We start from the raw sequence: 24523 nt of genomic DNA on the forward strand, positions 1-24523 counted from the left end.
TATTATCATTCTACTAATTCGCTTGAATTGTGTTCAAAACTTTCTTTAGTTTAATGATGGTCAATAATAGTAATTATCAAGTGATAAAAAAACAATTCCCAACTGAACCGTCGAACAAATACCTTTTTCTTGACATTATCTAAATTCTTCTCCTATTCCTTCTATATAAGATGAAAAATTTATTAATTCTTTTCACTTGAATTCAGTTAGTAGAGACATCTATTCGTAAGCGATTGATCGAAATAGAGACATACAGGCATATTTTCTGAGTATCAAGACACCCCTATATTCATTCGGCAAAGATAAACGTATATAGCTATATCAAGTAACCTAATAATAAAAATATTCCAATTGAAACGACTAGATAGTCAACTTCAAGGATGTTTGTATCAGATTTGTAGCGCATTTCGCAATGATTTTCCCATCGGCAGCTACGATTCGCCCCTCACAATGAATTATATTTTTCCCCTCTCTCACTACTTCTGCCGTTACTGTAACAACGTCGCCGAGTCGGGCGGCATGCAAAAAATCAACCGCCAGATTTACGGAAGTATACGCGTATTCACGACCAAGGGCGAACACAGTCGCGCCCACTAAATCGTCCAGTATTCCCGATGCTGCTCCACCGTGCAGTACATTAGCCGGATTAGTCATCTCTTTCCTCACTGTATAGTCAGCAACCATACGCCCATAATCGGCCTCGCGTATTGTACCATTCAGCCAGCGACCGAAAGGTGATATACTATTCTGCATATCATGACCGATCTGAGAACGAAAGAAATCCAGTCGGGGATTTATCAAATTGTCCATATCCGGCAAAAATAGCATTAAACTAAGTCAGAGGGCCTTATGCTGCTATTATTTATGGATTTTCTTGGGAGGTTTTCAAGACTTATGTTACTTTTGAGCGATTATTAATACGCCTATTCGATTACTCTGTATGAACTATACGCTTACGCAGTTGCCTGACCGTACCTCGAAACCTCGCAATAGCGGTTTAACGATGGTTATGGATAAAGGGCTAAGCCTGCGGGAAGTAGAGGATTTTTTATCTACCTCTGCTGACTACACAGACATTGTTAAATTGGGCTGGGCAACATCGTTTGTTACGCCGAAGCTGACAGAAAAGTTAGCCATCTATAAGGAAGCGGGTATTCCGGTTTATTTCGGCGGAACCTTATTTGAAGCCTTTGTTGTACGAAATCAGTTCGATGAGTACCGAAAGCTACTAGATAAATACGGAATGGAATATGCCGAAGTGTCGGATGGGTCGATTGAAATGGCTCAGGACGACAAGTGTGAATACATCCGCACGTTAGCCACTCAGGTAACTGTTTTGTCGGAAGTAGGCTCTAAAGATGAGGCCAAAATCATTCCTCCCTATAAGTGGATTCAGTTGATGAAAGCCGAACTACAGGCTGGCTCCTGGAAAGTCATTGGTGAAGCCCGTGAAGGCGGTACCGTTGGTTTGTTCCGTTCCAGCGGTGAGGTTCGCCAGGGATTAGTTGAAGAAATTCTGACGCAGGTTCCCTTCGAAAGTATTTTGTGGGAAGCCCCTCAGAAAGAACAGCAGGTTTGGTTTGTGAAGCTGCTGGGTGCCAATGTTAACCTTGGAAACATCGCCCCTCATGAAGTTATTCCTCTGGAAACGATCCGGTTGGGGCTTCGAGGTGATACATTTACACACTTTTTAGATAAATAGTCAATAGCTCTCAGTCAGTACGAATTAGACGATTATTAACTATCGACTGGTAACTGGCGACTTATTTTTATGGATCTCATCAAATCGCTGCTTGACTTTTTGCTTCACCTTGATCGTTACCTCGATCTGTGGGCTAATGAATATGGTGTGCTACTTTATGCCATTCTTTTCCTGATTGTTTTCACGGAGACGGGATTGATTGTCATGCCATTGTTACCCGGCGATTCATTGCTGTTTGCGGCTGGTGCTCTGGCAGCACGACCGACCAATGAGCTGAGCGTTTGGGTGATTATCCCACTCCTGATTGGAGCCGCCCTGCTAGGTGATAACGTCAACTATTTTGTTGGCCGATTCCTGGGAACACAGATCAAATCGCGGGAGCGAATCTTGTTCTTCAAGCGGGAATACATTGCTGAAACAGAAAAGTTTTACGCCAAATACGGTGGTCGGACAGTAATTATTGCCCGGTTTATTCCTATCGTACGGACCATTGCACCCTTTGTAGCCGGAGCGGGCAGTATGACATATGGTACGTATATTAAATTCTGCGTTTTGGGTGCTATCCTCTGGGTAACAAGCATTTCATTACTGGGCTACTTTTTTGGCAACTTCCCGATTGTTCAGAAGAATTTTGAATTAGTGGTGTTCGGTATTGTCGGCTTATCGGTATTGCCCATTATCATTGAGTTTTTCAAAAAGCGTTCCAAGTAGTATTTACATTTATCGATTTTACGTATGCCACTGCCCAAAGCTGTGGCATACTAGTTTAAACCCAAGCCAATGAATCGATACGGCCTTATTGGTTTTCCACTTACCCATTCATTTTCTCAACGATATTTCACAGAGAAATTTGAACGAGAAGGCATTATAGATAGTCGTTACGACCTGTTCGATATGCCAGCTATTTCTGGTTTGACAGATCTATTGCAGTTACCAGGTTTGCGCGGGCTGAATGTAACTATCCCTCATAAACAGGCCGTATTTCCTTATTTAGACCGACTAGACACATCGGCTGAAAAGATTGGTGCAGTCAATGTAATTAAGTTAGAGGCCGATGGCTCACGAACAGGCTATAACTCTGACTATTATGGTTTTCGGCAATCGCTGACCGATTGGCTCACCAAACTTGAGCGCGTACCTACAGACCTCAAAGCGCTGGTGCTTGGTACCGGTGGCGCTTCGAAAGCCGTTACAGTTGCCCTGACCGACTTAGGTATTCCTTATAAATTTGTATCCAGAACCAAAACGCCCGATAACTTAACTTATGAAGAGTTACCTGATGTTTTAGCTGACTATTCCTTACTTATTAATGGTTCACCTGTTGGGACTTACCCACGTACAAGCGAAGCGCCAGATATACCCTATCATTTACTAACGGATAAGCACCTGCTGTATGATTTGGTCTATAACCCTGCGGAAACCCAATTCATGAAACTTGGCCTCGAACGAGGAGCTTCTGTACACAATGGATTGCGCATGCTGGAATTACAAGCCGAAAAGGCCTGGGAAATCTGGCAATCGTAACTAAACTACTTTCGCGTCCTAATAAACCTTAAACACATGCCTCTTTTAGTTTTTGCCAACATCACAGCCAAGCCAGAAAATGCAGTCGACTTAAAAAGTGGCTTGCAGGAATTAGTTACGGAAGTTCGGACAGAACCCGCCTGCCAATTTTATGAACTATATCAAAGCGCAGAGCATCCCGAACGCTTTATAATGCATGAACTCTGGGATGACGAAGCGGGGTTGCAGGCGCATAACGAAATGCCACACATGAAAGCGTTTGGCGCTAAAGCAAAAGATTGGTTTGCAAAGCCTGTTGAGCTGACAAAAGTAACGGTGTAGCGACAGATTGCTTGAAGCCAGGATTTGACCGATTCACAAACAGATTTCCTGCATCCGGGTATCATCCATCACAAATACGTTAAAGTCGACCTGCCCACGAATACCTTTAACCCAGCCATTTTGGTTATGCTGCCAGAGATAGAGTTTATCGGCATTATAACTACGTAGGTGTTTGGTAGAATAGTCTGCTATCCAGAGTGGGTATTCGTCCAGGTTCCCTTTAATATAGCGTTTATAGAGATTACCGTTGGTGTAAATAATGGGGCGAATTTGATAGTGCTCTTCAATCGTTTCGAGCCACAGCTTCAGCCCATTCACGATTGTCTCATCTGATTGGCCATTGATTACTTCAAAGTCAACCACAGGGGCAAAATCGCCTGGGCTCAACTCTACATGACGAATAAAATTATTGGCTTGCTTAAGTGGGTCACGGGTGGGATGGTAGAAGTGATAGGCACCTCGGTGCAGCGCAATTTTCTTTGCTTCGCGCCAGTTTTTGTCGAAATGTTTATCGGCTAAGGTTGCTCCTTCGGTGGCCTTGATAAAAACAAATTGCAATCGAACGCCCTCTGCTTCCATTTGCTGAACCCGTGCCCAATTGATCCGATCGTTATGGCGAGATACATCGATGCCATGAATAGCGTAGCGCATCGGCAAGCGAATACCGAATGCCTGCACAAACCGCCAATTCATGTCGTCTGCCTGTCGCGATCGAAAAACCCAAATGGCGGCTACAATAAGCAGGCCTGCCACAATCCATAAACCGTATCGGCGCGAAATAATCTTGACCAGTACGCGAAATCTCATGTAAATAGTTGACTTTACGGACCGAAATTACGGTTTTATCTTTGAACCTGATCGTATTAGAAAAGCCCCGAGCATGTGCCCAGGGCTTTTCTAATACCTACTATAACGAGTGCCTGTTAATTATAGTCTTCTAGAAAACCTTAACAGGCAAGCCATTCTTTTACTTATTAGGCTGAGGAGTTGTCCGTAAATACGGTTTCACGAACGTTACCCCTTTCGGGAATTTAGCCTCCAGCTGATCATTCGATACAGCAGGTGTTACAATTACGTCCTCGCCATCTTTCCAATCGGCAGGGGTTGCTACTTGATATTCAGCCGTGAGTTGTAGCGAATCGATTACGCGCAGTAGCTCGTTGAAATTACGGCCTGTGGAGGCTGGATATGTCAGCGTCAATTTGATTTTTTTATCGGGTCCAATCACAAACACCGAACGCACCGTTGCTTTTTCACTAGCATTGGGGTGAATCATATCGTAAAGTGTGGCTACTGTACGATCGGGGTCAGCGATGATGGGGAAATTAACTTCCGAACCCGTAACATCTTTAATGTCGGGCGTCCAACGGTTGTGCGATTCCAGATCATCGACTGATACCGCAATAACCTTTACATTACGCTTGCCGAATTCATCTTTCAACAAAGCGGTTCTTCCTAACTCGGTTGTGCAGACAGGCGTAAAATCAGCTGGGTGCGAGAATAACATTCCCCATGACGTACCTAACCATTCGTGGAAATGAATGTGACCTTGTGTTGTGTCGGCCTCAAAATCGGGGGCGATATCTCCTAAGCGAAGTGACATATAAGAGGTGGTTTAGTTGACAAATTCTATCTTGTTAATATAGTATTCTGGAAATGGAAAACCGGCAGCGAGCCGGTTTGATGGGCAAACCTAAAAAATAAGTTGCGAGTTCGCAATTTTTCAAAATTCCTGACCAGAATTTAGATCAATTTATCTTCAACGGCCATCCGAACCAGTTCTGCAGCGTTACGAACCTGTAACCGACGCATCATGTTAGCGCGGTGATTATCTACCGTTCGAACGCTGAGCTGAAGTTTTTCGGCGATTTCCCGGCTACTCATACCGGCCACTAAAAACTGTAGAATCTCTTTTTCCTTGTTCGACAGTTTCGATTGGCGCTCAGTACGGCTGTGTCGGCTACCTTTTTTGAGTTGCTGCATGTACCCACTCAGGATAATGGAAGCAACAGGAGAGCTGTAGTATTTTTCGCCAGCAGCAATGGTACGAATCGCTTTGATCATTTCATCCGACGATGAATCTTTCAGCATGTAGCCATAAGCACCAGCCTCAACCGACCGTAAAATGTAATCTTCATTGTTATGCATGGATAGCATTAACACCCGCACATTCTTATACAACCGACTAACCACTTGTGTAGTCTGAATGCCCGACATGCCTGGCAAGGAAATGTCCATCAAGATCAGATCTGGCAGCAGTTCTGGAGTGGCCTGATGGGCTTTCAGCTTATCAAGAGTCTCTTCTCCGTCATTAGCTTCGTCAATAATTTCCAGACCATCGGCCTGCTCCAGTAGGAGTCGAATGCCATCCCGAACAATAGAATGGTCGTCTACCAGCATTAATTTAGTAGGTGTCATGATGAGCAAGATGCGTTTGATAAGGTACGCTAACCTGTAGTTTAGTGCCTTTCCCCGGAGTAGACGTTAATTTGAATTTGCCGTTAACCAGCTTCGTTCGTTCCTGTATGTTATGCAATCCCTGCGAGGGCGGACGTAACGTTGCCGATTGAGTTGTACTCGTTATATTTTCCTGAATCGGTTTCATTAACTCGTTAGGCTGATTTTTGCGAGGTACCTGAAAGCCTTTACCATCGTCGCTCACTGTTAATTGTAAGCTATTTCCACGCTCTTTTAGTTCGATATGTATATGCGATGGCTTCGCGTGCCGCACCGCATTACTAACGGCTTCCTGCGTTACCCGATATAACATAATCTCTATGTTGCGGTCCAAACGGGGCATATCGGCCGTAAAGTTTGTTTTAAAGGTAACATCCAGCGTTTCGTTCCGGTCATGCTCAGCCAACATTTTAATGGCAGGCACTACACCAAAATCACTTAACACGCTAGGCATTAGATTGTTAGAGATCGTCCTGGTTTCCTGAATCGTCTGCGTAATAAGACTTTTTAACGTCTTTAAATTTTTAGAATAACTGGGTGTTCCATTTTGTTCGGTTGCCGCTGCTCTGGTTATCCCGGCTTCAAGGCCTTCGATTTGCAGCTTAATGGCCGTAAGCATCTGACCCAGACCATCGTGCAACTCGCGCGACATTCGTTTACGTTCTTCCTCCTGGCCAGCAATCAGGTATGATGTGCGCAATTTCTGGTCGTCGATCTGCTGCTCATACTGTTGCTTCGTTGCCTCAAAAAGTTTCTGACGCGTTTCCTTCAGCGATTTGTTGGCACTTAACAGTTTCTTATTAGCGGCTGTTGTCTGGCTCTCAGCTTCAATAAGTTGGGCAAAGGTTTGCTTAAGTTTCCGGGCGGCTGGTCTGAAAATCAGTAAGCCAATGCCAACAAGCGCAATCACAGTAAAGACGTACAAATACAATTCAATAGAGCGCAACATGCTTAGTTTAGCCCTAAAATCGCTATTACAGACTACTACAATTCCGTCTATTTTCTCTAGAAATGGCTTTTCATTAGCCAGCATTAATTTAAGACTAGCCTGTACATCGGGCTGCTTTACTTCATCAAATCGTTGCAGACGCATGATTCGATGGGCACTTTGCTGAAAAGCTTCAAACTGTGGACGAATCCCCTCATACAATCGATTAATGTTATCATCATAAATAAGATGTATTTTAGGGTCATCGGTACGGCCTTCCCGAGTCTGCAAGTGGTAACGTTCAAAAACGGGAAATAACCGTCGTAATTCAGCAACGTTTTCGTTAAAGCTGCTTTGTTCACTCGCATCCGTTACCTGCAAAACCTGCTTCACAATCTGTTGACTTTGGTGGCGTTGTAGCGCGGTGTGACGAACAACACTCAATTCCTGATCAATGCCTCCAAAGCGCCATTGGGTTAGCCCCTGCCCTGCAGTTAAGATAACGGCCAGGATAATAAGCATTGTCAAGTATAAACGAGTGAACCGAACGGGAATTACCGAACCGTCTTTTGCGTTATCGATGGGTGAGTCGGACACGGCAGCGTGATCGAAGCTTAAAGTGAATTATAAAAGTAATCTTTTTTGTAGTTTTACCTTTGTTTTCTACCGTTAAAGTCTTTCAACGCCATGAACCGTATAGTCATTGCTTTCCTCTGCGTGTCGCTCGTAGCCTCGGCCTTTCGTCCCGCTATCTTACCCATCGAACGAACCACGTCCAAGAGAGTAGCGCCCGTCGCTGCCGAACCGGTAAAATTGTCGTGGGAAGTCCTGCGAGACGTCACGTTCAAGAAAAAATGGTACGCTGAAGAGTCAGTGTACATGCTCTACCCAACTTTTGGGCAGGCGATTCAAAAATTAAACGGAAAAACGGTTGACCTAACGGGTTACGTCCTTCCCGTTGATCTTGAATCGAATATTTATGTACTATCGGCTTTTCCTTATAGTGCCTGTTTCTTCTGCGGTGGTGCTGGACCAGAATCAGTCGTATCCTTGAAATTCAAAAAGTCGGATAAGAAATTCAAAACCGATGAGCGTCGTACCTTCCGGGGAACCCTCAAGCTCAACGCCGATAACATCTATGAACTGAATTACATTCTGGCCGATGCCGAAATGATTACTCAGGACTAGAAATAACTAGTTGCAAAAATAGCCCCAGCTAATTTTAACGATTAGCTGGGGCTATTTTTTGTAGGGTTATGTCAATCTTTGCAACGTCCCAATACCACCGCCCGCTACGATTTCTTCACCAATCACGAACGACGAATCATCGGACGCCAGAAACGTAGCAATGGTGGCAATCTCTCTCGGTGAGCCAAATCGCTTCATAGGCACCAGTTGAGTATACCCTTCAATGCCCGCTGCTGGCACACCCATTTTATCGTAGATAGCCGTCGTAACCGGACCAGGGCTAATGGCGTTGACGCAACTATTCCGATCAAGCAAGACGCCGTATGGACAGACGTTACGCCCTATGCTCGACGCACTTTACAGTTGGGGAACAACGCATGCCCGCTTATATCATCCGGGGCCTATGCTCGTACATGAACCCGACTGACAGCCGGTGCAGATCACAGTGATCTATATAAATTATAGACATTTGTTTATCAATAACTAAAGAGTTTCGATCTGTCGACGCACAAATTTTCGGCAAACTCTGTTATCTATATAACCAACCCTAACCCGGTAGGTTGTTGATTATGCAATCGGATTATAGAATCAATACTTCATCAATAGGACAACTCGCCGAATCGCAACGAACTGGCCAACCCGACGCCAGCGACCTTTGGGAAACGGCCCTTTCACTTGGATTTCCAGCCGCTCTTTGGCGGTTACCTAATCAACAGGATAAACAGCTGATTGTCTCATTCGAAGAGGTTCTACCCCGTGTATCTGCCGATTTGGATGAATTACCCGCAGGTTTTCTGATTAGTCCGTTCGATAACCTCGCCAAAAACGCTCCCGTAGAAGCACAACTTTCCGAACACTTAGATCAGAGTGGGATTGTTCCACAAACCCTTTTTTTACGGGCCGATATCCAGGCTACTTTTCTAGGCAATGGCGATTCTTCTCAAAAACGAACTGAGCTTAAAAACTCAGCTAGCACGACCGTTGAGCTGTTTTGGAACACGCTAAAAACACGCGCTAAAAATAAGACTAGTCAGCCTGCTTTGTCAGGCTTACCCGTACCTATCGCCGACCCTTCTGCGGAGGCTTTGTTTGAGGAAAACGTAGGTCATGCAATTGAAGCGATCCAACGGGGAGAATTACGAAAAGTAGTGTTATCGCGCACAAAACAGGTGCAGTTTGCCAATGCCCCTAATGCTGTTGAGTTATTTGATAAACTTTGCCAGAAATACCCCACGGCCTTTGTATCCGCGGTTTCGATTCCGGAATGGGGGCAAATCTGGATCAGCGCTACGCCAGAGCGATTGGTAAGCGTTAATGCCGATGGGATTTTTAAGACGACATCCCTGGCGGGCACACAATCGGCATTTCACCCCGACGGTACGGCCAAACATCCGGCTAAAGCCATGTGGTCGCAGAAGGAAATTGAGGAGCAGGCGTTGGTGAGTCGTTATATTATCGAATGCTTCAAGAAGATTCGGTTGCGCGAATACCTTGAAGAAGGGCCCAAAAGCATCATCGCGGGCAATTTAATGCACCTCGGCACCTCGTTCACCGTCGATACACAAGCCGTTCGTTACCCACAGCTCGGCACGGTTATGCTGCGTTTATTGCACCCAACCTCGGCCGTTTGTGGTACCCCCCGCGATGCAGCCTTTGCGTTTATTCGCCAGCACGAACCCCACAACCGTGAATTATACAGCGGTTTTCTAGGTCCTGTTAATATAAGCTCGAATAACGAGGGCCCAACGAGTAGCATCTTCGTCCATATCCGTTGCATGAAGCTCGAAGGACGACTGGCAACCCTCTATGCAGGTGCAGGCATCACCGAAGATTCGGACCCTGAACAAGAGTGGCAGGAAACCGAAATGAAATGTCAAACCCTTCTTAAAGTAATGATGAATGATGAATGATGAATGATGAATGTTCTTCATTTATAATTCATCATTCATCATTAAAAAATTACGCTCCTTCGGCTGGATCGTTTGGGGCTCTAGAGCCTTCTTCGGCGGTTCGATCACCAGCTTCGCTGGCTGCGGAGGATTGCGTATCGGCGTCAGGCGCAGTGCCTTCGGTTTCGGCGTTTGCGGTTGTCACTAAAGGTTCTTCGGCCGGATTCGGCGCTTGCTGTTCTTGTGTCATAACGTTGAAAATTAAAAGATTGAAACGAAAACTGACCGTAGTGTACTACGGTCAGTTTTTTTACTCCATACTGTCATCGTCCAGATCGTCGTCGATGTCGTCATCTAAGTCTTCATCGAGATCTTCAGGATTGAAGTCTTCTTCAATGTCGTCCAGATCATCTGCTCCATAGCCGCTACCGGCGCCAGAGCCAAGTTCATCAAATTCGGCATCATCTTCATCGAAGTCGTCCTCATCGTCATCAAATGCAGCTGCTTCTGGATCAGGGTTCAACATCAGCACGTCTTCATCCTGATCAAACGTTGGCTGGTAAATCATGGTTAATAGAGAATAAAAGTTAGTTTACTTTTCATAACGCGGCTCTTTCCCCGAAGGTTTAAGCCGCTCCCAAACTTATTCAATAATTGATTCAAAACTACAACGTCTGTACAAAGTTTATTTGTCATGATGCCTGAATTAATGAATAAAGGGACTTCACAACTCGCTTAATTATATAGGTACTCGCATTCTATTACCTTATCAATCACTTCATTACTAAAGCATTCTGAATAGAACTTAACTCTATAAGAGTCCAACGTCCTTATTCTTGCGAACATAGTCTAACAATTCTCAAGGTTGTATCTTATGAAAAATTATCAACTCCGACGTTTATCCGACCAAGCTATTCTGCAAACCAGTGATGTAAAGCCCAGTGTTGAAGGCTTTGATGTACTGGGAGCCTTCAATCCGGCGGCTTGTTTTTTCAACGATGAAGTTGTGCTTCTATTACGTGTGGCCGAAGCACCAAAGGCCGAAGCAGGTACTATTGTGATACCGTTGATTGAAGAACAGGATGGTATACCTTCCTTAGTAATCCGAAATTTCCCGGAACCCACCGAACCGTATGACCCACGGGTAATTTCGCTGGATGGAAAAGTTTACCTGACATCTCTCAGTCATCTTCGTCTCGCTCGTAGCAAGGATGGCATTCATTTCAAGATCGACGACAAGCCGTTTTTATTTCCGGCTCGTATGGATGAATCGTACGGTATTGAAGATGCTCGAATCACATTTCTGGAAGGGAAATACTGGATTACCTATACGGCAGTCTCCGAACATGGCCCTGGTGTAGGGCTCGCTATCACAACCGATTTTGTAAACGTTGAGCGCGTCGGTATGATTTTGCCACCTCCGAACAAAGACGTAGCCTTGTTCCCGCAGAAAATCAACGGAAAATACAGACTGCTTCACCGGCCTATGGTTTCGGATATTGGCAAACCATCGATCTGGTTAGCCGAATCGGAGGATGGTGTCCACTGGGGTAATCATCGCTTTTTGTTTGGAGGTAGAGGGCACACTAGTCTTGACCCACTGGCCAATCCTTATGGCTGGGAGGGCGGAAAAATTGGCGCTGGTCCGGAGCCAATCCTGACTGATGAAGGCTGGCTCGTTTGCTACCACGGAGCCGACCCTACCCACTCCTATTCGCTGGCGCTGGCTTTGTTGGACAAAGACGACCCCGCTCATGTGTTAGATCGCTCGAGCTTGCCTTTGCTCTCACCCGAATTATTGTGGGAGCGCGAAGGTTTCTTCCCCAATGTTGTGTTTTCAAATGGCTGGATTCAGTGGCCCGATCATAGCGATAAGGCTGGTCAAATTTGGGTGTACTATGGTGCAGCGGATTCGGGCGTAGGACTAGCCGAATTAGTGCGCATATAACTCGTCTCAAACTCTCGTATATTGGGGCATTATGAGACTAATTCTAACGATTGCCCGGTTCGAGTTGGCTTATCATTTACGCCAGCCAGTAGTTTACCTGTTTGCTGTTCTCGTTTTCGGGCAGGGAATCTGGTACTCATCCCAATTAGCAGCGCTGTATTCGTACAGCGATCCTGCCGTTACAGCTTATCTGATCGTAGCCTCACTAGGGGTTATGCTGGCGGTAGCGTCGGTTTTACTAGCTGGCCAATCGCTCACCAAAGATCTGGATTACAAAACGACGGCCTACTTATTTTCGTTGCCGATCACCAGTCGGATGCACTTTGCCGGGCGGTTTATGGGCACGTATGGTGCCGTTTTGCTACTGGCGATGTGTTATCTGCTCGGTATCGGATTCCATTCAGTAGCCTTCACCCAGGCACCTACATCATGGCTGGCATTAGCGGATGGTTTCGTACGATTAATCGCTCAAAACTGTTTTATAGCCGTTAGCCTAACATTCTCACTGACGGTATTTCTCCGAAGCATACGGGGAGCTTATATCAGCTTGTTTCTGGTTGTGCTTTATTTTCTACTAACCGAATCCAGCCATAATCTAATGGCCGATTCAGACCTATGGAAACTACTGGACCCGTTTGGCGTGGATATGGCGAGAGAATCAGTGGCCAACATGCCTTTTAGTGATGATCCTGGTGGGTGGCTTTCCTATTCCGATATGTTTTTCATCAATCGACTCTTGTGGCTTGGGCTATCCTTTGGCTTGCTAGCCTATGCAGAGGGCCGCTTTTCCTTTGAATTTTTCGCCAGTACACAAGCCAGGAAATCAGTCCGTTTAGACAAGTCAATCACAGAACGGCCTGCTTCTTTACAGCTTCCTTCTGTGCAACCTCGCTTTGGCGGTTGGCTCTCCTGGAAAACTACCTGGCGGTTAACAAAATTAGAATTCCTGAATCTGATTAGGCAACCCATTTTCTCGATTTCGGTAGGCTTATTGGTGCTACTAGCAATCCTATTAGCAACCGTACTGAGCATAAATCCCGACTTTCCCGAGCTACCTGTCACCTCACGCATGACAGCCCTTCGGTTGCCATTGGGAATATTTATTGGTTTGTTTTTGCTAGTTATGACTAGCGAACTAATTTTTAATGAACGAACCACGGGCTTCTGGCCTATTTATGACGCCCTCCCCCAGCCCAACGCGATTTTACTGCTGGCCAAATTGCTGGCTGTGGTCGGCGTTGCGGCTTTGTTGACAATTGTCCTTTTTCTGACCAGTGTTGGCATACAGCTAGGGAGTGGATTCCGTGAAATCGATTGGTGGCGCTATACCGCCGACTTGCTGACCGATGGATTTCTACGCTATTGTCAGCTTATAGCTCTTGGCGCGTTGGTTGCCACGCTGACAAACAATCGCATCGCCAGCCATGTTGTTAATCTACTCATTTTTAGCACCCTAACGTTCCTATACCAGATCAATAGCCATGGGCAGACCGTTCTTCTCTATAGCTTTCTGCCCGGTTCGGCAACCTATTCGGACTTAATCGACTTTGGGGTAAATGCGCCCCTCCGCACTATCGTCCAATTTGTGTGGTGGGGTGTTGCGGGCGTCTTTCTGACTTCCTTTTTTCTGACCTGGAATCGGGGTGTAGTCAGTGGATTAACTGAACGTGTTGGCCACTGGCGAAGTCAGTTCCGTTGGCCTTATCAAGTAGCGTTTCTGGTATTTGGCACCCTATTTGGCTTGTCTGTCTGGCAAACTCACCAACGCCTTCGGGCAGTACCAGCCACACAAACCATTCAGTATAAATCGCAAACGCTGGCTATTCAATCGGTAACTGGCAAGCCCATTGCCATTCGAATACACCACCATCATCCGTATCAGGTTCAGCATATACTCCGTGCCACTGAACGAGCTTTACACAGGGGCGAACAACTATTTGGAGCCTACCCCTATGCCGATTTACAAATTTCCGAAATACCAGTTGGCATAGCCGATGTTTCATCAGCGCCCGGCCAAATTCTTATTTCTGAAAAACAAGGCTGGATCGCCGATGATCGACAACCCGATAAGCTTGATCACATTGACTACCTGATTGGTCGTGAAGTATTTAAGCAATGGCTAGTGCATCAGTTAAAGCCTACTACAAAGCCGGGAGATGGTTTTATCAAACAAGGTTTGGCTGAATATCTGGCCTTACAGAGTGTTGGCCAGCAATATGGTCAGGAACGACTCCAACAACGACTTGCGCAACGGGCAACGTGGTATACCCAAAGCAGACAGCGCAGTAATAAGCCCGAACTTCCTATACTTCAGTCAAGTGGCAACGACGCCGTCGAACGCGGACGAGCTGTTCTTGCCCTAACTAGTATCGAACAGGTTTGGGGGGCGAAACCGCTCAGTTTTACGATTAGTCAGTTCTACCAAAAAGCCATTCAACAGCCAACATCGGCGACAGCGGTTGCCTTTGCCAGTGAACTTACCCGCCAGTTACCCGACTCGTTAGATTACCTGAAATCCTACCTAAGCGATCAGTTGTGGTTCGATTTTAAAGTAGGGCGAGTAGCTAATCTGTCGAATGGTTTAACGGTTGAAATTATCACGGCAAAGTGGCGAGAGCCCAGCAAAGGACAACGGCAAAGTATCCCTATGAACGACTATGTTCCCCTTGCCGTCCTTGATCAGGATAATCGTGTAATCTACAGCCAATTGGCCTATCCAAATCCAGACGAACGGTTTGTATCGCTGCCTCCTTTGCCGAATGCCCGGAAAGTAATTATAGATCCATTGGGCACCTGGATTGAGCCTAACAAACGGGATAACTATAAGATTTTTTAAGTGTTATTTTCTGACAGGATTAACAGGATGTACAGGATTTCTAGCATTAAAAATCCTGTACATCCTGTTAATCCTGTCAGAAAACCTTACAACTCCAGGATATACAATTTCCGGGCGCTTTCCATTGTCAGCGAGGGATCGTAAGACGCATTTACGCGAAGGGCGTTCTCGGCTACTGTGAGCAGCAAGCCAGCTTGTTTTCGGCGCTGATTCACGTTTCGGTAGTCTTCAATGGGCCATACAAAACAACGGGAAGTCAATGATGACCGGAGTTTCCGACAGGCGACCTGAGTGCCATACAGTTGCGGCTTTTGAGCATACATCAACGATCGGTCGAGCATCAGGGCATACTGGCGGAATGGTAACTCGCCCTCGTCAGCTGCTTTTTTGACAGCGGGCAAATAATTATCCACCGTATGCGCGTGCTGGATGATATAAAAAACAACCTCGTTGGTTGGCAAACCAACTTTGGTTTTACCCGGATAACCCTGTTGCTTCAGAATCACATCGGCCCGCTTCAGATTACTGGAATCTATTTTTATCTGCTCGGTCCAAAGTACGCCCGCCAATTTGGTTCGATCAACTTTATACAGAGTAGTTAAACTATCTGTTAATGGCTGATTATTACCTAGTTTAGTCAGCCATATTCGATTACGCTGATCCAGCACATACATACTGTCTAGCTCGCGTTTGAGCGAATTTATCGATTGTCCAAACGCACTAATTGGCAATAAACTGAAGGCGAATAGTAGAAATCTCATGATTAATTGTAAGTAAAAGACAAATTAACTCAGATTAAGGTCGTACTGTTGGATTTTCAGTAATTTAGTTGGTCTCAACTTTTCCTTTTTATGACCCGCTTCAGTCAACTCTTACTCTGTTTTTTATTTTCCTCCCCCCTATTTGCTCAGATTCAGAAGCGAGCTCTCACCAGTGCCGATTACGATCGTTGGCAAAGTGTTCGCTCGGAAAAAATCTCGAACGATGGCCGCTGGATTGCCTACCAGATTGACCCTCAGGACGGCGATGGGCGACTGGAAGTAGCTGCCAGCGCTGCAGCTACGCGCTATGTTTTTCCACGGGGCTACATGGCTCAATTTACACCCGACAGTAAATTTCTGGTGATGCGTCTGAAAGTACCGGTAGCCGATGTTCGTAAGGCCAAGCTCAAAAAACGAAAGCCCGACGAGATGCCGAAAGATAGTCTCTTAGTGCTGAATTTATCGACAGGAAAATCAACTAAATTACCGAATATCAAATCATTCTCGTTTGGCAAGGAAGCCGGTTCGTGGCTGGCTGTGGTTCAGGAACGGAAGGAAGATAAAGAAAAACCCGCCCCTAAACCTGTAGCACAAACGCCGAAAGACACCCTCAACCCAGCCCCGCCCGTTTCCATAACAACGGTAGCCACCCGGAAAGGCCCGGTGAAAAAGCCCAAAGGTGATGATCTGACGCTGCTCAACATGGCCGATGGCACCCGTAAAACCGTTCGCTACGTTTCTAATGCTGTTGTTTCGGATAATGGTCAGGCCGTATTTTATAGTAAAGAATCGGCAAGTGACTCACTAAAAACGGGCGAAGCAGGTATTCCAGGCGTTTTCCTGTTCAATACAACCGATGGCAAAACAATGCTTGTCGACACAAGCTCGAAGCGAAAAATTTACAAAGGCCTGGCCATTGATAAAGCGGGCAAACAATTGGCCTGGATGGCATCGGCCGATAGCGCGGGCTCTGATGTGAAAGTGTTTTCGCTCTACTATAAAAGTCTATTGCCAGCAAGCGTAGCTAAAGGTAAAAAGCCCAAAATGCCCCTGGTTGAAGTGCCCTTTACCGTAATTGCCGATACGACGGTTAAAGCGCTGCCCAAAGGTTGGTCGGTGAATGAGTTTCGGGAGCCGAAGTTTGCCGATGATGGCAAGCGGTTGTATTTTTCAACGTCACCTATTGCGCCCAAACCAACCAAAGACACCCTGACGCCCGATGATGAAAAGGTGCGGATGGATATCTGGACCTGGACCGATACGCGCCTGCAACCGATGCAACAGAAACGGCTCAAAGAAGAAAAAGAACGCGGTTTCCTGACTGTCTATGATCTGGCATCCGGCACCGTTATTCCGTTAGCCAATCGGGAAGTGCCGACGGTTGGATTCGACCCAAAAACTAATCCACGTTACTTATTGGGATTAAGTGATCTGCCCTATCAGGTACAGGCATCCTGGGACCCTGGCCATACGGATTTATACCTGATCGACACCCAGACAGGTACAAAAAAGCGGATTGCCAATGATATTATGGCATCGCAACCAAAGCTATCGCCAGAAGGGAAATATGCTTATTGGTTCGATGAGCGGGATTCGCTCTGGCGCGCCTGGTCGGTGATGGACGGGAAACGCATTGATCTGACACGCGGCCTACCTAGTAAATTTTTCGATGAAGAGCATGATACGCCAAATCTACCCGGTGCCTATGGGGCGGCTGGCTGGACAACCGGCGACCGGTATGTGTGGCTCTATGACCGCTACGATATCTGGCAGGTTGACCCAACTGGGCGTGAAAAACCGCTTAATTTGACTGCTGGCTGGGGACGTAAAAACAACGTTCGGCTCCGTCGTGCCGAATTGGACAATGACGATGATGATGCGCCTGGCCGACGGGGTGGTATTGTTGAAAAGGCCATTGATCCAAAAATCGAGTTATTTCTGACAGGTATTTGGGAAAGCGACAAATCGACCGGGATTCTGAAAAGCAAGAATGGGCTTGCGGCTATGGACCCAGCCACGTTGAGCCGTAGTAATCACCGGTATTTCGGGTTGAACAAAGCGAAGAATGCGTCGACGATGACGTTTTACAAAGGCAATTACCAGGAGCCAATCAACATATTTCTGACCGATACAACGCTGGCTTCACCAAAACAATTGACTCGTACGAACCCACAACAGGACAGTATTCGCTGGGGTAGTGCCGAAATTGTAAGCTGGATTGGCACCAATGGTATCAAACTCGAAGGGTTGCTCTTTAAACCCGAAGGTTTCGATCCGAAGAAGAAGTACCCGATGCTAACGTACTTCTACGAACGAAATGCCGAAACGCTAAATGACTACCGTGCACCAGCGCCAAGCCGCTCTACCATAAACGTGCCTTACTGCGTTTCGAATGGGTATCTGGTTTTCATTCCGGATATTGTTTACACCACTGGCCAGCCGGGCCCCAATGCCTATGACTGCATTGTGCCGGGCGTATTAAGTTTATTGGACAAAGGCTTTGTTGATCGCGACCGGCTAGGTATTCAAGGGCAAAGCTGGGGCGGTTATCAGACTGCATACATCATTACCCGCACAAACCTGTTCCGGGCCGCTGAGGCTGGTGCTCCTGTAGCCAACATGACCTCGGCCTATGGTGGCATTCGCTGGGAAACGGGTATTGTCCGGCAATTCCAGTACGAAAAAACGCAAAGCCGGATTGGGGGTACGCTTTGGGATAAGCCGATGAACTACATTGAGAACTCGCCACTTTTCTTCGCGAATCGTATTCAAACTCCGCTGATGATGACACACAATGACGCCGATGGAGCCGTTCCCTGGTATCAGGGTATTGAGCTATTCTCAGCGCTGCGTCGTCTGAACAAGCCTGTTTGGATGTTGGTCTACAATGGCGAAGGGCATAACCTGACCCAGCGTCATAATGCGAAAGATTTGAGCATTCGCCTGTACCAATTCTTTGATTATTACCTCAAAGATGCGCCCACGCCAATCTGGATGAAAGAGGGGCGATCAGCCGTCGAGAAGGATCGGGGTGAAATGAAATATTGATATGAAAAGGCCTTTTATGTAACTTTACAGAAACAATCCGCCGACATGTCAATTATCAAGCAGCCGCTACTTTATGTAGGTTCTCAGGGAGAGAAGCATCTGTACACACTGTTCGACAGTGGAGCCAATCTGTCTTGTATCAATCCTGAGCACGTTCCTGAGTTAGCCCATTTGGAAAGTCTAGGTAGAATTCGGCGTGTGGCTACGGCAGCAGAAGGTCATTACATCGAAATTAAGCATGTTGTTCGGTTAGATTTCTATCTACAGGATGTACTTCTTTCCGATGAATTTCTGGTCGTACCGGGCTTGAGTGAAGAAGCGATCATTGGTGCGGCTACGATGCAGAAATGGCGCATCAAGTTAGATTTCGAGCATGATACAGTCCACGTGGATCCTAAAGTGGCTAAAATGCAGTTGATATAAGTTTTTGTACCCATGGGCTTCAGCCCGTGTATCAAGTATCTCATACACGGGCTGAAGCCCATGGGTACAAAAAACTATTCATTTACGGTAAAATTGATCATTTTCCCTTCTCCCAATTCCTGCCGTTTAGCGAATGAGTGCTTTCCTGCATGCTGAACCTTAAACGTTCGAAGTCCTATTTTGCCACTCAGTACGGTTAAGGCAATGTTCGTTTTCGGGCCTGTCTGACTTACAGCGCAAGTTCCCCAGGCGGAGCCGTTTGACCAGAAATAGTTTCCAGGTTTCGAGGTTATTGTCATCGTTTCTGTGACGCCCGAATATTGAAACTGGCTCCAGGCCAGCACTGCATTCCAACTGGTCATCGATCGGGCATAATGATAGCCGCATTCGGGTTCGTTAAATGGGTTTCGCTTTTGGCCGTCAAATCGATTCCGAATGGCCGAAAGACAGCTAAGGGCATTCTCGGTCTGGCCTTCATAGAGCATGCCTACCGCAGCACAATATTCAAAACCCGTCATCGACTCAGCAAAATAGGGGAATGGTACTTTCAAACGTCCTTTGGGCCAGCTTGCCATAAGCAATCCGGCTTCATCGCCCATAACGTACGAACGCATGTTGTTGAAATGATCCGAGAAGTTGTCCAGGTAATTGTATTTCATAATGCTTTTCAGCGTCGTCTGGATGTGTCTCTGATCGGCCAGATACCCTAGCCCTACTATGTGCGCCATCATCTGACCAACTAACTGATCCACAAGGCAACCTTTTCCTAACTGATAATCCGGCACATTCACAGTCGAATCGCGTTCCCAATTAAGAAAAGCAAAGGTTTTAGGGTCGGTGATTTTGTGCTCATAATACTCTCCATTAAACAGGTTCTTGTCTATCCAGGCACTCCCTTTCTTCGCTAAATCATCACACTTTTTAGCCAGCTCAGGATCGTTCATCGCGATGGCCATTTCACGACCCGCCTTTAATGCGCCCAGATACCAAAAACTCATCTGCGGATTGGGTCCGAAATAATCGACGTCCATCGTGTTATGTTGGCGTCCTTCCATTACGCCATCCTGGTTACCATCCCAACCGCCATTGACCCAGGCATAGCTCAGTGCTTTTTTCACCTGGGACCAGTTTTTCTTCAGAAACTCCTGATTACCGGACAATTGCCAATCGCGGTAAAACTTCAGGATTGTTCCCAATTGTCCATCGGCTGCGGCATTCTTCCACTCTTGCGCTTTTTCAAGCGGCAACATGACCCTAAAGCTCATCTTGCCAGCTTCGTTCGTCGCATAATTAAACTCAATATCCCGCATCGACTGCGACAGATCGGAGAATAAAAAGGCCGTTGCCTGCTCATAATTCCAGACATGGGTGCAAGAGCCAAAGCACGAGCCAAATTCATCGAAAACACCCTCCCAGCCCATTAAATGGCCACTTGGAATTCGGAAAACGGTTTGCGACCGTAGCGTGGCCAGGTTAAACAGCGCTGCTTCTTTAATCACATCGGGATAATCGCTTTGCAAAAAGGCGTTGACGAACTGTAGGGTTTTCTGCTCTAGGATCGGCAATCGGGGCAAGGTTTTGACAATAACATCCCAGGCATCGGCGTACTGAGCCGAATAGTAATTGCCAACGGCTGGTTGATCTGCCTTTGTTGAAAATGACGCCCAGGCCGCTCGATTCGGGAAATTCCAGGTGATAAAAAATGTAAATGTCTGGGTCTGACCAGGCGCAATGATTTTCTGAACTGCCAGCGACGCCAATGGATCATCATCAACTAGTTGCTTCTTTTCGGTCAGGACACCATCTGCACTAAAATCATCCCAGAAATCAAGCATGGCATTTTCCCAATCGTTAGATCGTGAACTGGTCCGGTAACTGACGCCCGTCTGGTTGTTGGTTGTCAGGGCTATGGTTCCCCAGGCCGCATCCCGCCGATTCACACTATCCGAGTGCATGAATATGCCCTGCACATCGCCTTGCTGTTTGTAGGTGTTCACATTCTTTTTAGCCCCGATTGGAACGTAGTCGCCTTTCCAGTCTTTTATGGATTTGCTCCCATCTCTGCCAACAAAATTCCGCATTGAACCACATACCGACACGGTTAAGGGTTCCTGACCTGTATTGCTTACCTCATAGGCGAGCACCGCAATGGGAATTCCACTGTTATCGGCATCGCCGGGAATAAAGGGATTGAAGCCTTTCACGGTTACACGAACCGGCATTCGTTTATCTGACAGATTCACCTGCCCAAACGGATAAGCCGCATCGAACGAAGCATCCGTAAAACGGGGGAAACCATGCTGATTCACAGGTCGCCCTTCGTAATGCTGAAATTCCGAAGGATCTAGTGGGCCAAGTAAAGCCTTCGTCATGGATTTGCCCTGAGTAGGTTGCACATTAATGGCAAAAAACGGGGCGTTATTTCCAACGGTAACTGTGCTAAACCCTTTGGCAGGCTTGTTCATGATTTCCCAATCGCGCAACTCCCCTCTCCCGCCGAGCGATACCGTTCCCGTACCAATTCCGCCCAGCGGAAGGGCAATGTTCCGCAGGTGGTCTTTGTCATAATGTTTCAGAGTTGGCCAGGCACTTGGTTTCCATTGAGCAACACAGATATGGGCTGTAAGCGACAGAAAACAAAGCAAATAGAGAAGTGATAGACAGGGCTGACAGGGAATACGGTTCATAAAGGGCTCTTTTTGGCAAGTAAACAGATCGGTATGACCCCGATGGGATCGTACCGATCTAGGCTACTAAAAGCGACGCCCTGGATAATTATTACTGTTGTAGAAAAAGGGATTAATTCAGCTCAAAAAGACTGATTATGAACCACCTCTCCTTTATTGAGCCGCTGCGCCTTCTTTAATGACTTCGCCTTTGAAATAGAGGACTTGCGTTCCTCCTTCGGCATTCGACTCAACAGTGACCGATTTATTAAACGCACCTAAAGCAGCGGCATTAAAAGTGGCCTTGATTACGCCCGACTGACCTGGCAAAACAGGTGCTTTAGGATACTCGACTCCAGTGCAGCCACAAGAACCTTTGGCCTGATTGATCACAAGTGGTAATTCGCCTTTATTCGTGAACGAAAATTCCGCTGTAACAGGCTTATTCTGAACAACACGCCCAAAATCATGGGTAGCACTCCGCCAGTTAAATAAAGCAGCAGGAACGGTCATGGCCATAGAAACGGCCAATACAACTAGCGAACCGAAAAACAGGAAACGTTTCATAGAAAAATGGTTTGAGATGGTTTATCAACTTGCCCACTCAGGCAACGATGCAAACCTACTTTCTCCATGTCGAACGCCTTGTTAAGCACTTGCTAATGTTTGTTAATGAGTTGTTAACGAGGGGTAAATTAGTGTAAGAGCGATTGAGTGATTGAGCGAATTCACGTTACTTTACAGTCACTCATTCACTCTTTTGCTTTTTCGCTCATTAAAAAATGTCTCGTCTACGCCTGTTAGTTGTTCTTTCGGTGCTATCCATCATCGGAATCCTGGCCGTACAGGCAATTTGGGTTCGGAATGCCTATGCTCTGCGCGAACGGCAGTTCCGGCAGTCGGCGTTTATTGCGTTGCAGGATGTGGCCGACGACGTAGCCAAGCTCAACAACTTCACCTTGAATCGGTATGCCGTTACCCAACTCTCGGCCGATTATTTCATCGTCAATACCGACGCCCCTATCGACCCGGCTACGCTCGAGCTATACATTCAGCGGTCCTTGCAGCAACATAATCTCATTACCGATTATGAGTATGGTATTTATAATTGCGAAACCGATCGAATGGTCTACGGGGCTTATGTAAGCACCAGTAGTTTGGCTGTAACGAAATTGCAAAACGGCAAAACGCTGCCGAAATTTCCACGATATACGTACTATTTCGGGATTCGATTTCCTAATCAAACGGCCTTTGTAGCTGGTCAATTAACAGGTTGGCTGTGGTCGACGATGGCGGTACTGCTGGTAGTTGGTTTCTTCGGCTACACGCTAAGTGTTGTGTTAAAACAGCGACGATTAACCGAAGTACAACGCGACTTTATCAACAACATCACCCATGAATTACAGACCCCGGTTTCAACCATTCGTATTGCGGCTGATGTCCTTCAATCTGAAACTATTACCCAACAACCCGACCGGCTGAAACAATATGCTCGTGTGTTGGGCGAAGAAAGTCGGCGATTGCAGAAACAAATCAACAGCGTTCTACAACTGGCCCGCTCCGAACGCACGGGTTTCGGCCTTGAACTAACGGAAGTCAATTTACATGAAGTTATGCGCACTGCCGCAGACTCCTTTACGCCAACTATTACTCTTAACTTGACTGCAACGAACGCACATATACGTGCCGACCGCTATCAACTCGAAACGGCCTTAAACAATCTGATTGACAATGCGATGAAGTATTGCACCCAAGAGCCTTGTGTCGTATTGCACACACGAAATGAAGAAGGACAACTAATCTGGTCGGTGAGCGACAACGGTATCGGTATTGCCCCCCAGCATCAAAAAGCTGTTTTTCAACAGTTTTTTCGGGTCTCATCCGGGCATACGCACGATGTAAAAGGCTTTGGACTGGGTTTATATTATGTCCAGCAAGTTATTCGTGCACATGGTTGGCGACTGAAACTCAGTAGCGAGGTAAGCAAAGGCAGCAAGTTTGAAGTAATGAGTAATTTATTAAAGAGCGAAAGAGTGAATGAACGAATGAGTGTTCTCTCAGCTATGCGCTCTTTCACTCTTTCACTCTTTCACCTTTGAAAACGGCTCACATTCTGTTCGTTGAAGACGATGTCAACCTTGGATTCGTTATTCGGGATACGCTCGAAAACGTCCCGTTTCGGGTTACGCACTGCACCAATGGCCCCGATGCCTGGACTGCGTTTCAGGCAGGTTCGTTCGATGTCTGTTTGCTGGACGTGATGCTGCCTCAAAGCGATGGCTTTACGCTGGCAAAGCAAATTCGCTCCATCAATACACAAGTCCCGATTTTATTCCTAAGTGCCCTGGCCAACCGGGATGACCGCTTGCAGGGGCTTCGTTTGGGAGCCGACGATTATCTGACCAAGCCCTTCAGTATTGAAGAGTTGATCCTAAAAATCAACGTTTTCCTCCGTCGAACAACGACTGCTGTAGATCGACAACCAGTAAGCCATACCACTCTCGATCGGCAAAATCTAACGCTTACGGTGAAAGGGCAAACACAGACCCTCACCCATCGCGAAGCCGATGTAATCGCGTACCTCCTCGACCGGCCCAATACGCTTGTCCGGCGAGATGAATTATTGCGGGCCGTTTGGGGCGATGATGATTATTTCATGGGTCGGAGTCTCGATGTATTTATTTCCCGACTCCGAAAACGTCTTGCTCAGGACCCAACTATCCGAATCGAGAATGTGCATGGAGTCGGGTTCGTTTTACGGCAGTAGCCACTGTAGGTACTAACATCATCTATTAGCCATATTATTTATCTTGCGCCCAACTTCGATACGCT

Annotated in this window: 23 protein-coding genes; 12 read left to right on the forward strand and 11 right to left on the reverse strand. The window is 46.6% G+C overall.

What is annotated here, in order from left to right:
- Window positions 1-360: 360 nt before the first annotated feature.
- Complete coding sequence (locus tag H3H32_RS19825; RefSeq protein WP_182457390.1) at window positions 361-810, reverse strand: PaaI family thioesterase; 450 nt, start codon at window positions 808-810, stop codon at window positions 361-363.
- Window positions 811-940: 130 nt separating this feature from the next.
- Between H3H32_RS19825 and H3H32_RS19830 the strand changes: the two genes are divergently transcribed.
- The 4 genes from H3H32_RS19830 (at window position 941) to H3H32_RS19845 (ending at window position 3547) form a co-directional block, all read left to right on the forward strand.
- Complete coding sequence (locus tag H3H32_RS19830; RefSeq protein ID WP_182457391.1) at window positions 941-1702, forward strand: phosphosulfolactate synthase; 762 nt, start codon at window positions 941-943, stop codon at window positions 1700-1702.
- A 69-nt stretch (window positions 1703-1771) separates the two neighbouring features.
- Window positions 1772-2413, forward strand: coding sequence for a DedA family protein (locus H3H32_RS19835; RefSeq protein WP_182457392.1), 642 nt, complete (start codon window positions 1772-1774; stop codon window positions 2411-2413).
- A gap of 69 nt (window positions 2414-2482) precedes the next feature.
- Window positions 2483-3226 (forward strand): shikimate dehydrogenase family protein, encoded by a 744-nt coding sequence (locus H3H32_RS19840; RefSeq protein ID WP_182457393.1) that lies wholly within the window; start codon window positions 2483-2485, stop codon window positions 3224-3226.
- Window positions 3227-3262: 36 nt separating this feature from the next.
- Entirely contained in the window at window positions 3263-3547 is a 285-nt protein-coding gene (locus H3H32_RS19845) for a putative quinol monooxygenase (RefSeq protein ID WP_182457394.1), read from the forward strand.
- A gap of 33 nt (window positions 3548-3580) precedes the next feature.
- Here the strand turns inward: H3H32_RS19845 and H3H32_RS19850 are convergent, their stop codons facing one another.
- The 4 genes from H3H32_RS19850 to H3H32_RS19865 form a co-directional block, all read right to left on the reverse strand.
- Entirely contained in the window at window positions 3581-4354 is a 774-nt protein-coding gene (locus tag H3H32_RS19850; protein WP_182457395.1) for a glycoside hydrolase family 25 protein, read from the reverse strand.
- Window positions 4355-4514: 160 nt separating this feature from the next.
- Window positions 4515-5150 carry a peroxiredoxin gene (locus tag H3H32_RS19855; RefSeq protein ID WP_182457396.1) on the reverse strand — a complete coding sequence of 212 codons (636 nt, stop codon included), beginning with the start codon at window positions 5148-5150 and terminating at the stop codon, window positions 4515-4517.
- A 140-nt stretch (window positions 5151-5290) separates the two neighbouring features.
- Complete coding sequence (locus tag H3H32_RS19860; protein ID WP_508614163.1) at window positions 5291-5965, reverse strand: response regulator transcription factor; 675 nt, start codon at window positions 5963-5965, stop codon at window positions 5291-5293.
- Complete coding sequence (locus H3H32_RS19865; protein ID WP_182457397.1) at window positions 5952-7529, reverse strand: sensor histidine kinase; 1578 nt, start codon at window positions 7527-7529, stop codon at window positions 5952-5954. The genes H3H32_RS19860 and H3H32_RS19865 overlap by 14 nt, the downstream gene beginning before the upstream one ends.
- Before the next feature lie 90 nt (window positions 7530-7619).
- Here H3H32_RS19865 and H3H32_RS19870 point away from each other — a divergent pair, with 90 nt between their 5' ends.
- The gene (locus tag H3H32_RS19870; protein WP_182457398.1) at window positions 7620-8120 is read left to right on the forward strand and encodes a DUF3299 domain-containing protein; all 501 of its coding nucleotides are present in this window, start codon (window positions 7620-7622) and stop codon (window positions 8118-8120) included.
- Window positions 8121-8186: 66 nt separating this feature from the next.
- On the opposite strand, the gene H3H32_RS19875 is transcribed toward H3H32_RS19870, so the two are convergent.
- Entirely contained in the window at window positions 8187-8435 is a 249-nt protein-coding gene (locus tag H3H32_RS19875) for an SDR family oxidoreductase (RefSeq protein ID WP_182457399.1), read from the reverse strand.
- A 254-nt stretch (window positions 8436-8689) separates the two neighbouring features.
- On the opposite strand from H3H32_RS19875, the gene H3H32_RS19880 reads away from it, so the two are divergent.
- A complete protein-coding gene (locus H3H32_RS19880) occupies window positions 8690-10030 on the forward strand; it encodes a chorismate-binding protein (RefSeq protein WP_182457400.1) in 1341 nt (446 codons plus the stop codon).
- 49 nt (window positions 10031-10079) lie between these two features.
- Here H3H32_RS19880 and H3H32_RS19885 read toward each other — a convergent pair whose 3' ends face one another.
- Both H3H32_RS19885 and H3H32_RS19890 read right to left on the reverse strand, forming a co-directional pair.
- A complete protein-coding gene (locus H3H32_RS19885; protein WP_182457401.1) occupies window positions 10080-10259 on the reverse strand; it encodes a hypothetical protein in 180 nt (59 codons plus the stop codon).
- A gap of 60 nt (window positions 10260-10319) precedes the next feature.
- Entirely contained in the window at window positions 10320-10577 is a 258-nt protein-coding gene (locus tag H3H32_RS19890) for an adhesin (RefSeq protein ID WP_182457402.1), read from the reverse strand.
- A 306-nt stretch (window positions 10578-10883) separates the two neighbouring features.
- Here H3H32_RS19890 and H3H32_RS19895 point away from each other — a divergent pair, with 306 nt between their 5' ends.
- Both H3H32_RS19895 and H3H32_RS19900 read left to right on the forward strand, forming a co-directional pair.
- Complete coding sequence (locus tag H3H32_RS19895) at window positions 10884-11957, forward strand: glycoside hydrolase family 130 protein (protein WP_182457403.1); 1074 nt, start codon at window positions 10884-10886, stop codon at window positions 11955-11957.
- A 31-nt stretch (window positions 11958-11988) separates the two neighbouring features.
- Window positions 11989-14793 (forward strand): ABC transporter permease, encoded by a 2805-nt coding sequence (locus H3H32_RS19900; RefSeq protein WP_182457404.1) that lies wholly within the window; start codon window positions 11989-11991, stop codon window positions 14791-14793.
- Window positions 14794-14879: 86 nt separating this feature from the next.
- On the opposite strand, the gene H3H32_RS19905 is transcribed toward H3H32_RS19900, so the two are convergent.
- Complete coding sequence (locus H3H32_RS19905; RefSeq protein ID WP_182457405.1) at window positions 14880-15554, reverse strand: DUF6624 domain-containing protein; 675 nt, start codon at window positions 15552-15554, stop codon at window positions 14880-14882.
- 90 nt (window positions 15555-15644) lie between these two features.
- Between H3H32_RS19905 and H3H32_RS19910 the strand changes: the two genes are divergently transcribed.
- Window positions 15645-18602, forward strand: coding sequence for a S9 family peptidase (locus H3H32_RS19910; protein ID WP_182457406.1), 2958 nt, complete (start codon window positions 15645-15647; stop codon window positions 18600-18602).
- Window positions 18603-18647: 45 nt separating this feature from the next.
- Window positions 18648-19025, forward strand: a complete 378-nt coding sequence (locus H3H32_RS19915) for a retropepsin-like aspartic protease (protein WP_182457407.1) — start codon at window positions 18648-18650, stop codon at window positions 19023-19025.
- Window positions 19026-19099: 74 nt separating this feature from the next.
- On the opposite strand, the gene H3H32_RS19920 is transcribed toward H3H32_RS19915, so the two are convergent.
- Window positions 19100-21712, reverse strand: a complete 2613-nt coding sequence (locus H3H32_RS19920; RefSeq protein WP_182457408.1) for a GH116 family glycosyl-hydrolase — start codon at window positions 21710-21712, stop codon at window positions 19100-19102.
- 153 nt (window positions 21713-21865) lie between these two features.
- A complete protein-coding gene (locus H3H32_RS19925) occupies window positions 21866-22258 on the reverse strand; it encodes a DUF1573 domain-containing protein (RefSeq protein WP_182457409.1) in 393 nt (130 codons plus the stop codon).
- 215 nt (window positions 22259-22473) lie between these two features.
- On the opposite strand from H3H32_RS19925, the gene H3H32_RS19930 reads away from it, so the two are divergent.
- Window positions 22474-23790 carry a sensor histidine kinase gene (locus H3H32_RS19930; protein WP_182457410.1) on the forward strand — a complete coding sequence of 439 codons (1317 nt, stop codon included), beginning with the start codon at window positions 22474-22476 and terminating at the stop codon, window positions 23788-23790.
- A complete protein-coding gene (locus H3H32_RS19935) occupies window positions 23787-24458 on the forward strand; it encodes a response regulator transcription factor (protein ID WP_182457411.1) in 672 nt (223 codons plus the stop codon). The genes H3H32_RS19930 and H3H32_RS19935 overlap by 4 nt, the downstream gene beginning before the upstream one ends.
- The last annotated feature ends 65 nt before the right edge of the window (window positions 24459-24523 follow it).

Origin of the sequence: Spirosoma foliorum, from assembly GCF_014117325.1 — a bacterium.
GTDB classification, from domain to species: domain Bacteria; phylum Bacteroidota; class Bacteroidia; order Cytophagales; family Spirosomataceae; genus Spirosoma; species Spirosoma foliorum.

Excerpts from the sequence above, each read along its gene's own strand:
- H3H32_RS19825 (WP_182457390.1), bottom strand. The coding sequence starts at position 810 with ATGGACAATTTGATAAATCCCCGACTGGATTTCTTTCGTTCTCAGATC.
- H3H32_RS19830 (WP_182457391.1), top strand. The coding sequence starts at position 941 with ATGAACTATACGCTTACGCAGTTGCCTGACCGTACCTCGAAACCTCGC.
- H3H32_RS19835 (WP_182457392.1), top strand. The coding sequence starts at position 1,772 with ATGGATCTCATCAAATCGCTGCTTGACTTTTTGCTTCACCTTGATCGT.
- H3H32_RS19840 (WP_182457393.1), top strand. The coding sequence starts at position 2,483 with ATGAATCGATACGGCCTTATTGGTTTTCCACTTACCCATTCATTTTCT.
- H3H32_RS19845 (WP_182457394.1), top strand. The coding sequence starts at position 3,263 with ATGCCTCTTTTAGTTTTTGCCAACATCACAGCCAAGCCAGAAAATGCA.
- H3H32_RS19850 (WP_182457395.1), bottom strand. The coding sequence starts at position 4,354 with ATGAGATTTCGCGTACTGGTCAAGATTATTTCGCGCCGATACGGTTTA.
- H3H32_RS19855 (WP_182457396.1), bottom strand. The coding sequence starts at position 5,150 with ATGTCACTTCGCTTAGGAGATATCGCCCCCGATTTTGAGGCCGACACA.
- H3H32_RS19860 (WP_508614163.1), bottom strand. The coding sequence starts at position 5,965 with ATGACACCTACTAAATTAATGCTGGTAGACGACCATTCTATTGTTCGG.
- H3H32_RS19870 (WP_182457398.1), top strand. The coding sequence starts at position 7,620 with ATGAACCGTATAGTCATTGCTTTCCTCTGCGTGTCGCTCGTAGCCTCG.
- H3H32_RS19880 (WP_182457400.1), top strand. The coding sequence starts at position 8,690 with ATGCAATCGGATTATAGAATCAATACTTCATCAATAGGACAACTCGCC.
- H3H32_RS19885 (WP_182457401.1), bottom strand. The coding sequence starts at position 10,259 with ATGACACAAGAACAGCAAGCGCCGAATCCGGCCGAAGAACCTTTAGTG.
- H3H32_RS19890 (WP_182457402.1), bottom strand. The coding sequence starts at position 10,577 with ATGATTTACCAGCCAACGTTTGATCAGGATGAAGACGTGCTGATGTTG.
- H3H32_RS19895 (WP_182457403.1), top strand. The coding sequence starts at position 10,884 with ATGAAAAATTATCAACTCCGACGTTTATCCGACCAAGCTATTCTGCAA.
- H3H32_RS19900 (WP_182457404.1), top strand. The coding sequence starts at position 11,989 with ATGAGACTAATTCTAACGATTGCCCGGTTCGAGTTGGCTTATCATTTA.
- H3H32_RS19905 (WP_182457405.1), bottom strand. The coding sequence starts at position 15,554 with ATGAGATTTCTACTATTCGCCTTCAGTTTATTGCCAATTAGTGCGTTT.
- H3H32_RS19910 (WP_182457406.1), top strand. The coding sequence starts at position 15,645 with ATGACCCGCTTCAGTCAACTCTTACTCTGTTTTTTATTTTCCTCCCCC.
- H3H32_RS19915 (WP_182457407.1), top strand. The coding sequence starts at position 18,648 with ATGTCAATTATCAAGCAGCCGCTACTTTATGTAGGTTCTCAGGGAGAG.
- H3H32_RS19920 (WP_182457408.1), bottom strand. The coding sequence starts at position 21,712 with ATGAACCGTATTCCCTGTCAGCCCTGTCTATCACTTCTCTATTTGCTT.
- H3H32_RS19925 (WP_182457409.1), bottom strand. The coding sequence starts at position 22,258 with ATGAAACGTTTCCTGTTTTTCGGTTCGCTAGTTGTATTGGCCGTTTCT.
- H3H32_RS19930 (WP_182457410.1), top strand. The coding sequence starts at position 22,474 with ATGTCTCGTCTACGCCTGTTAGTTGTTCTTTCGGTGCTATCCATCATC.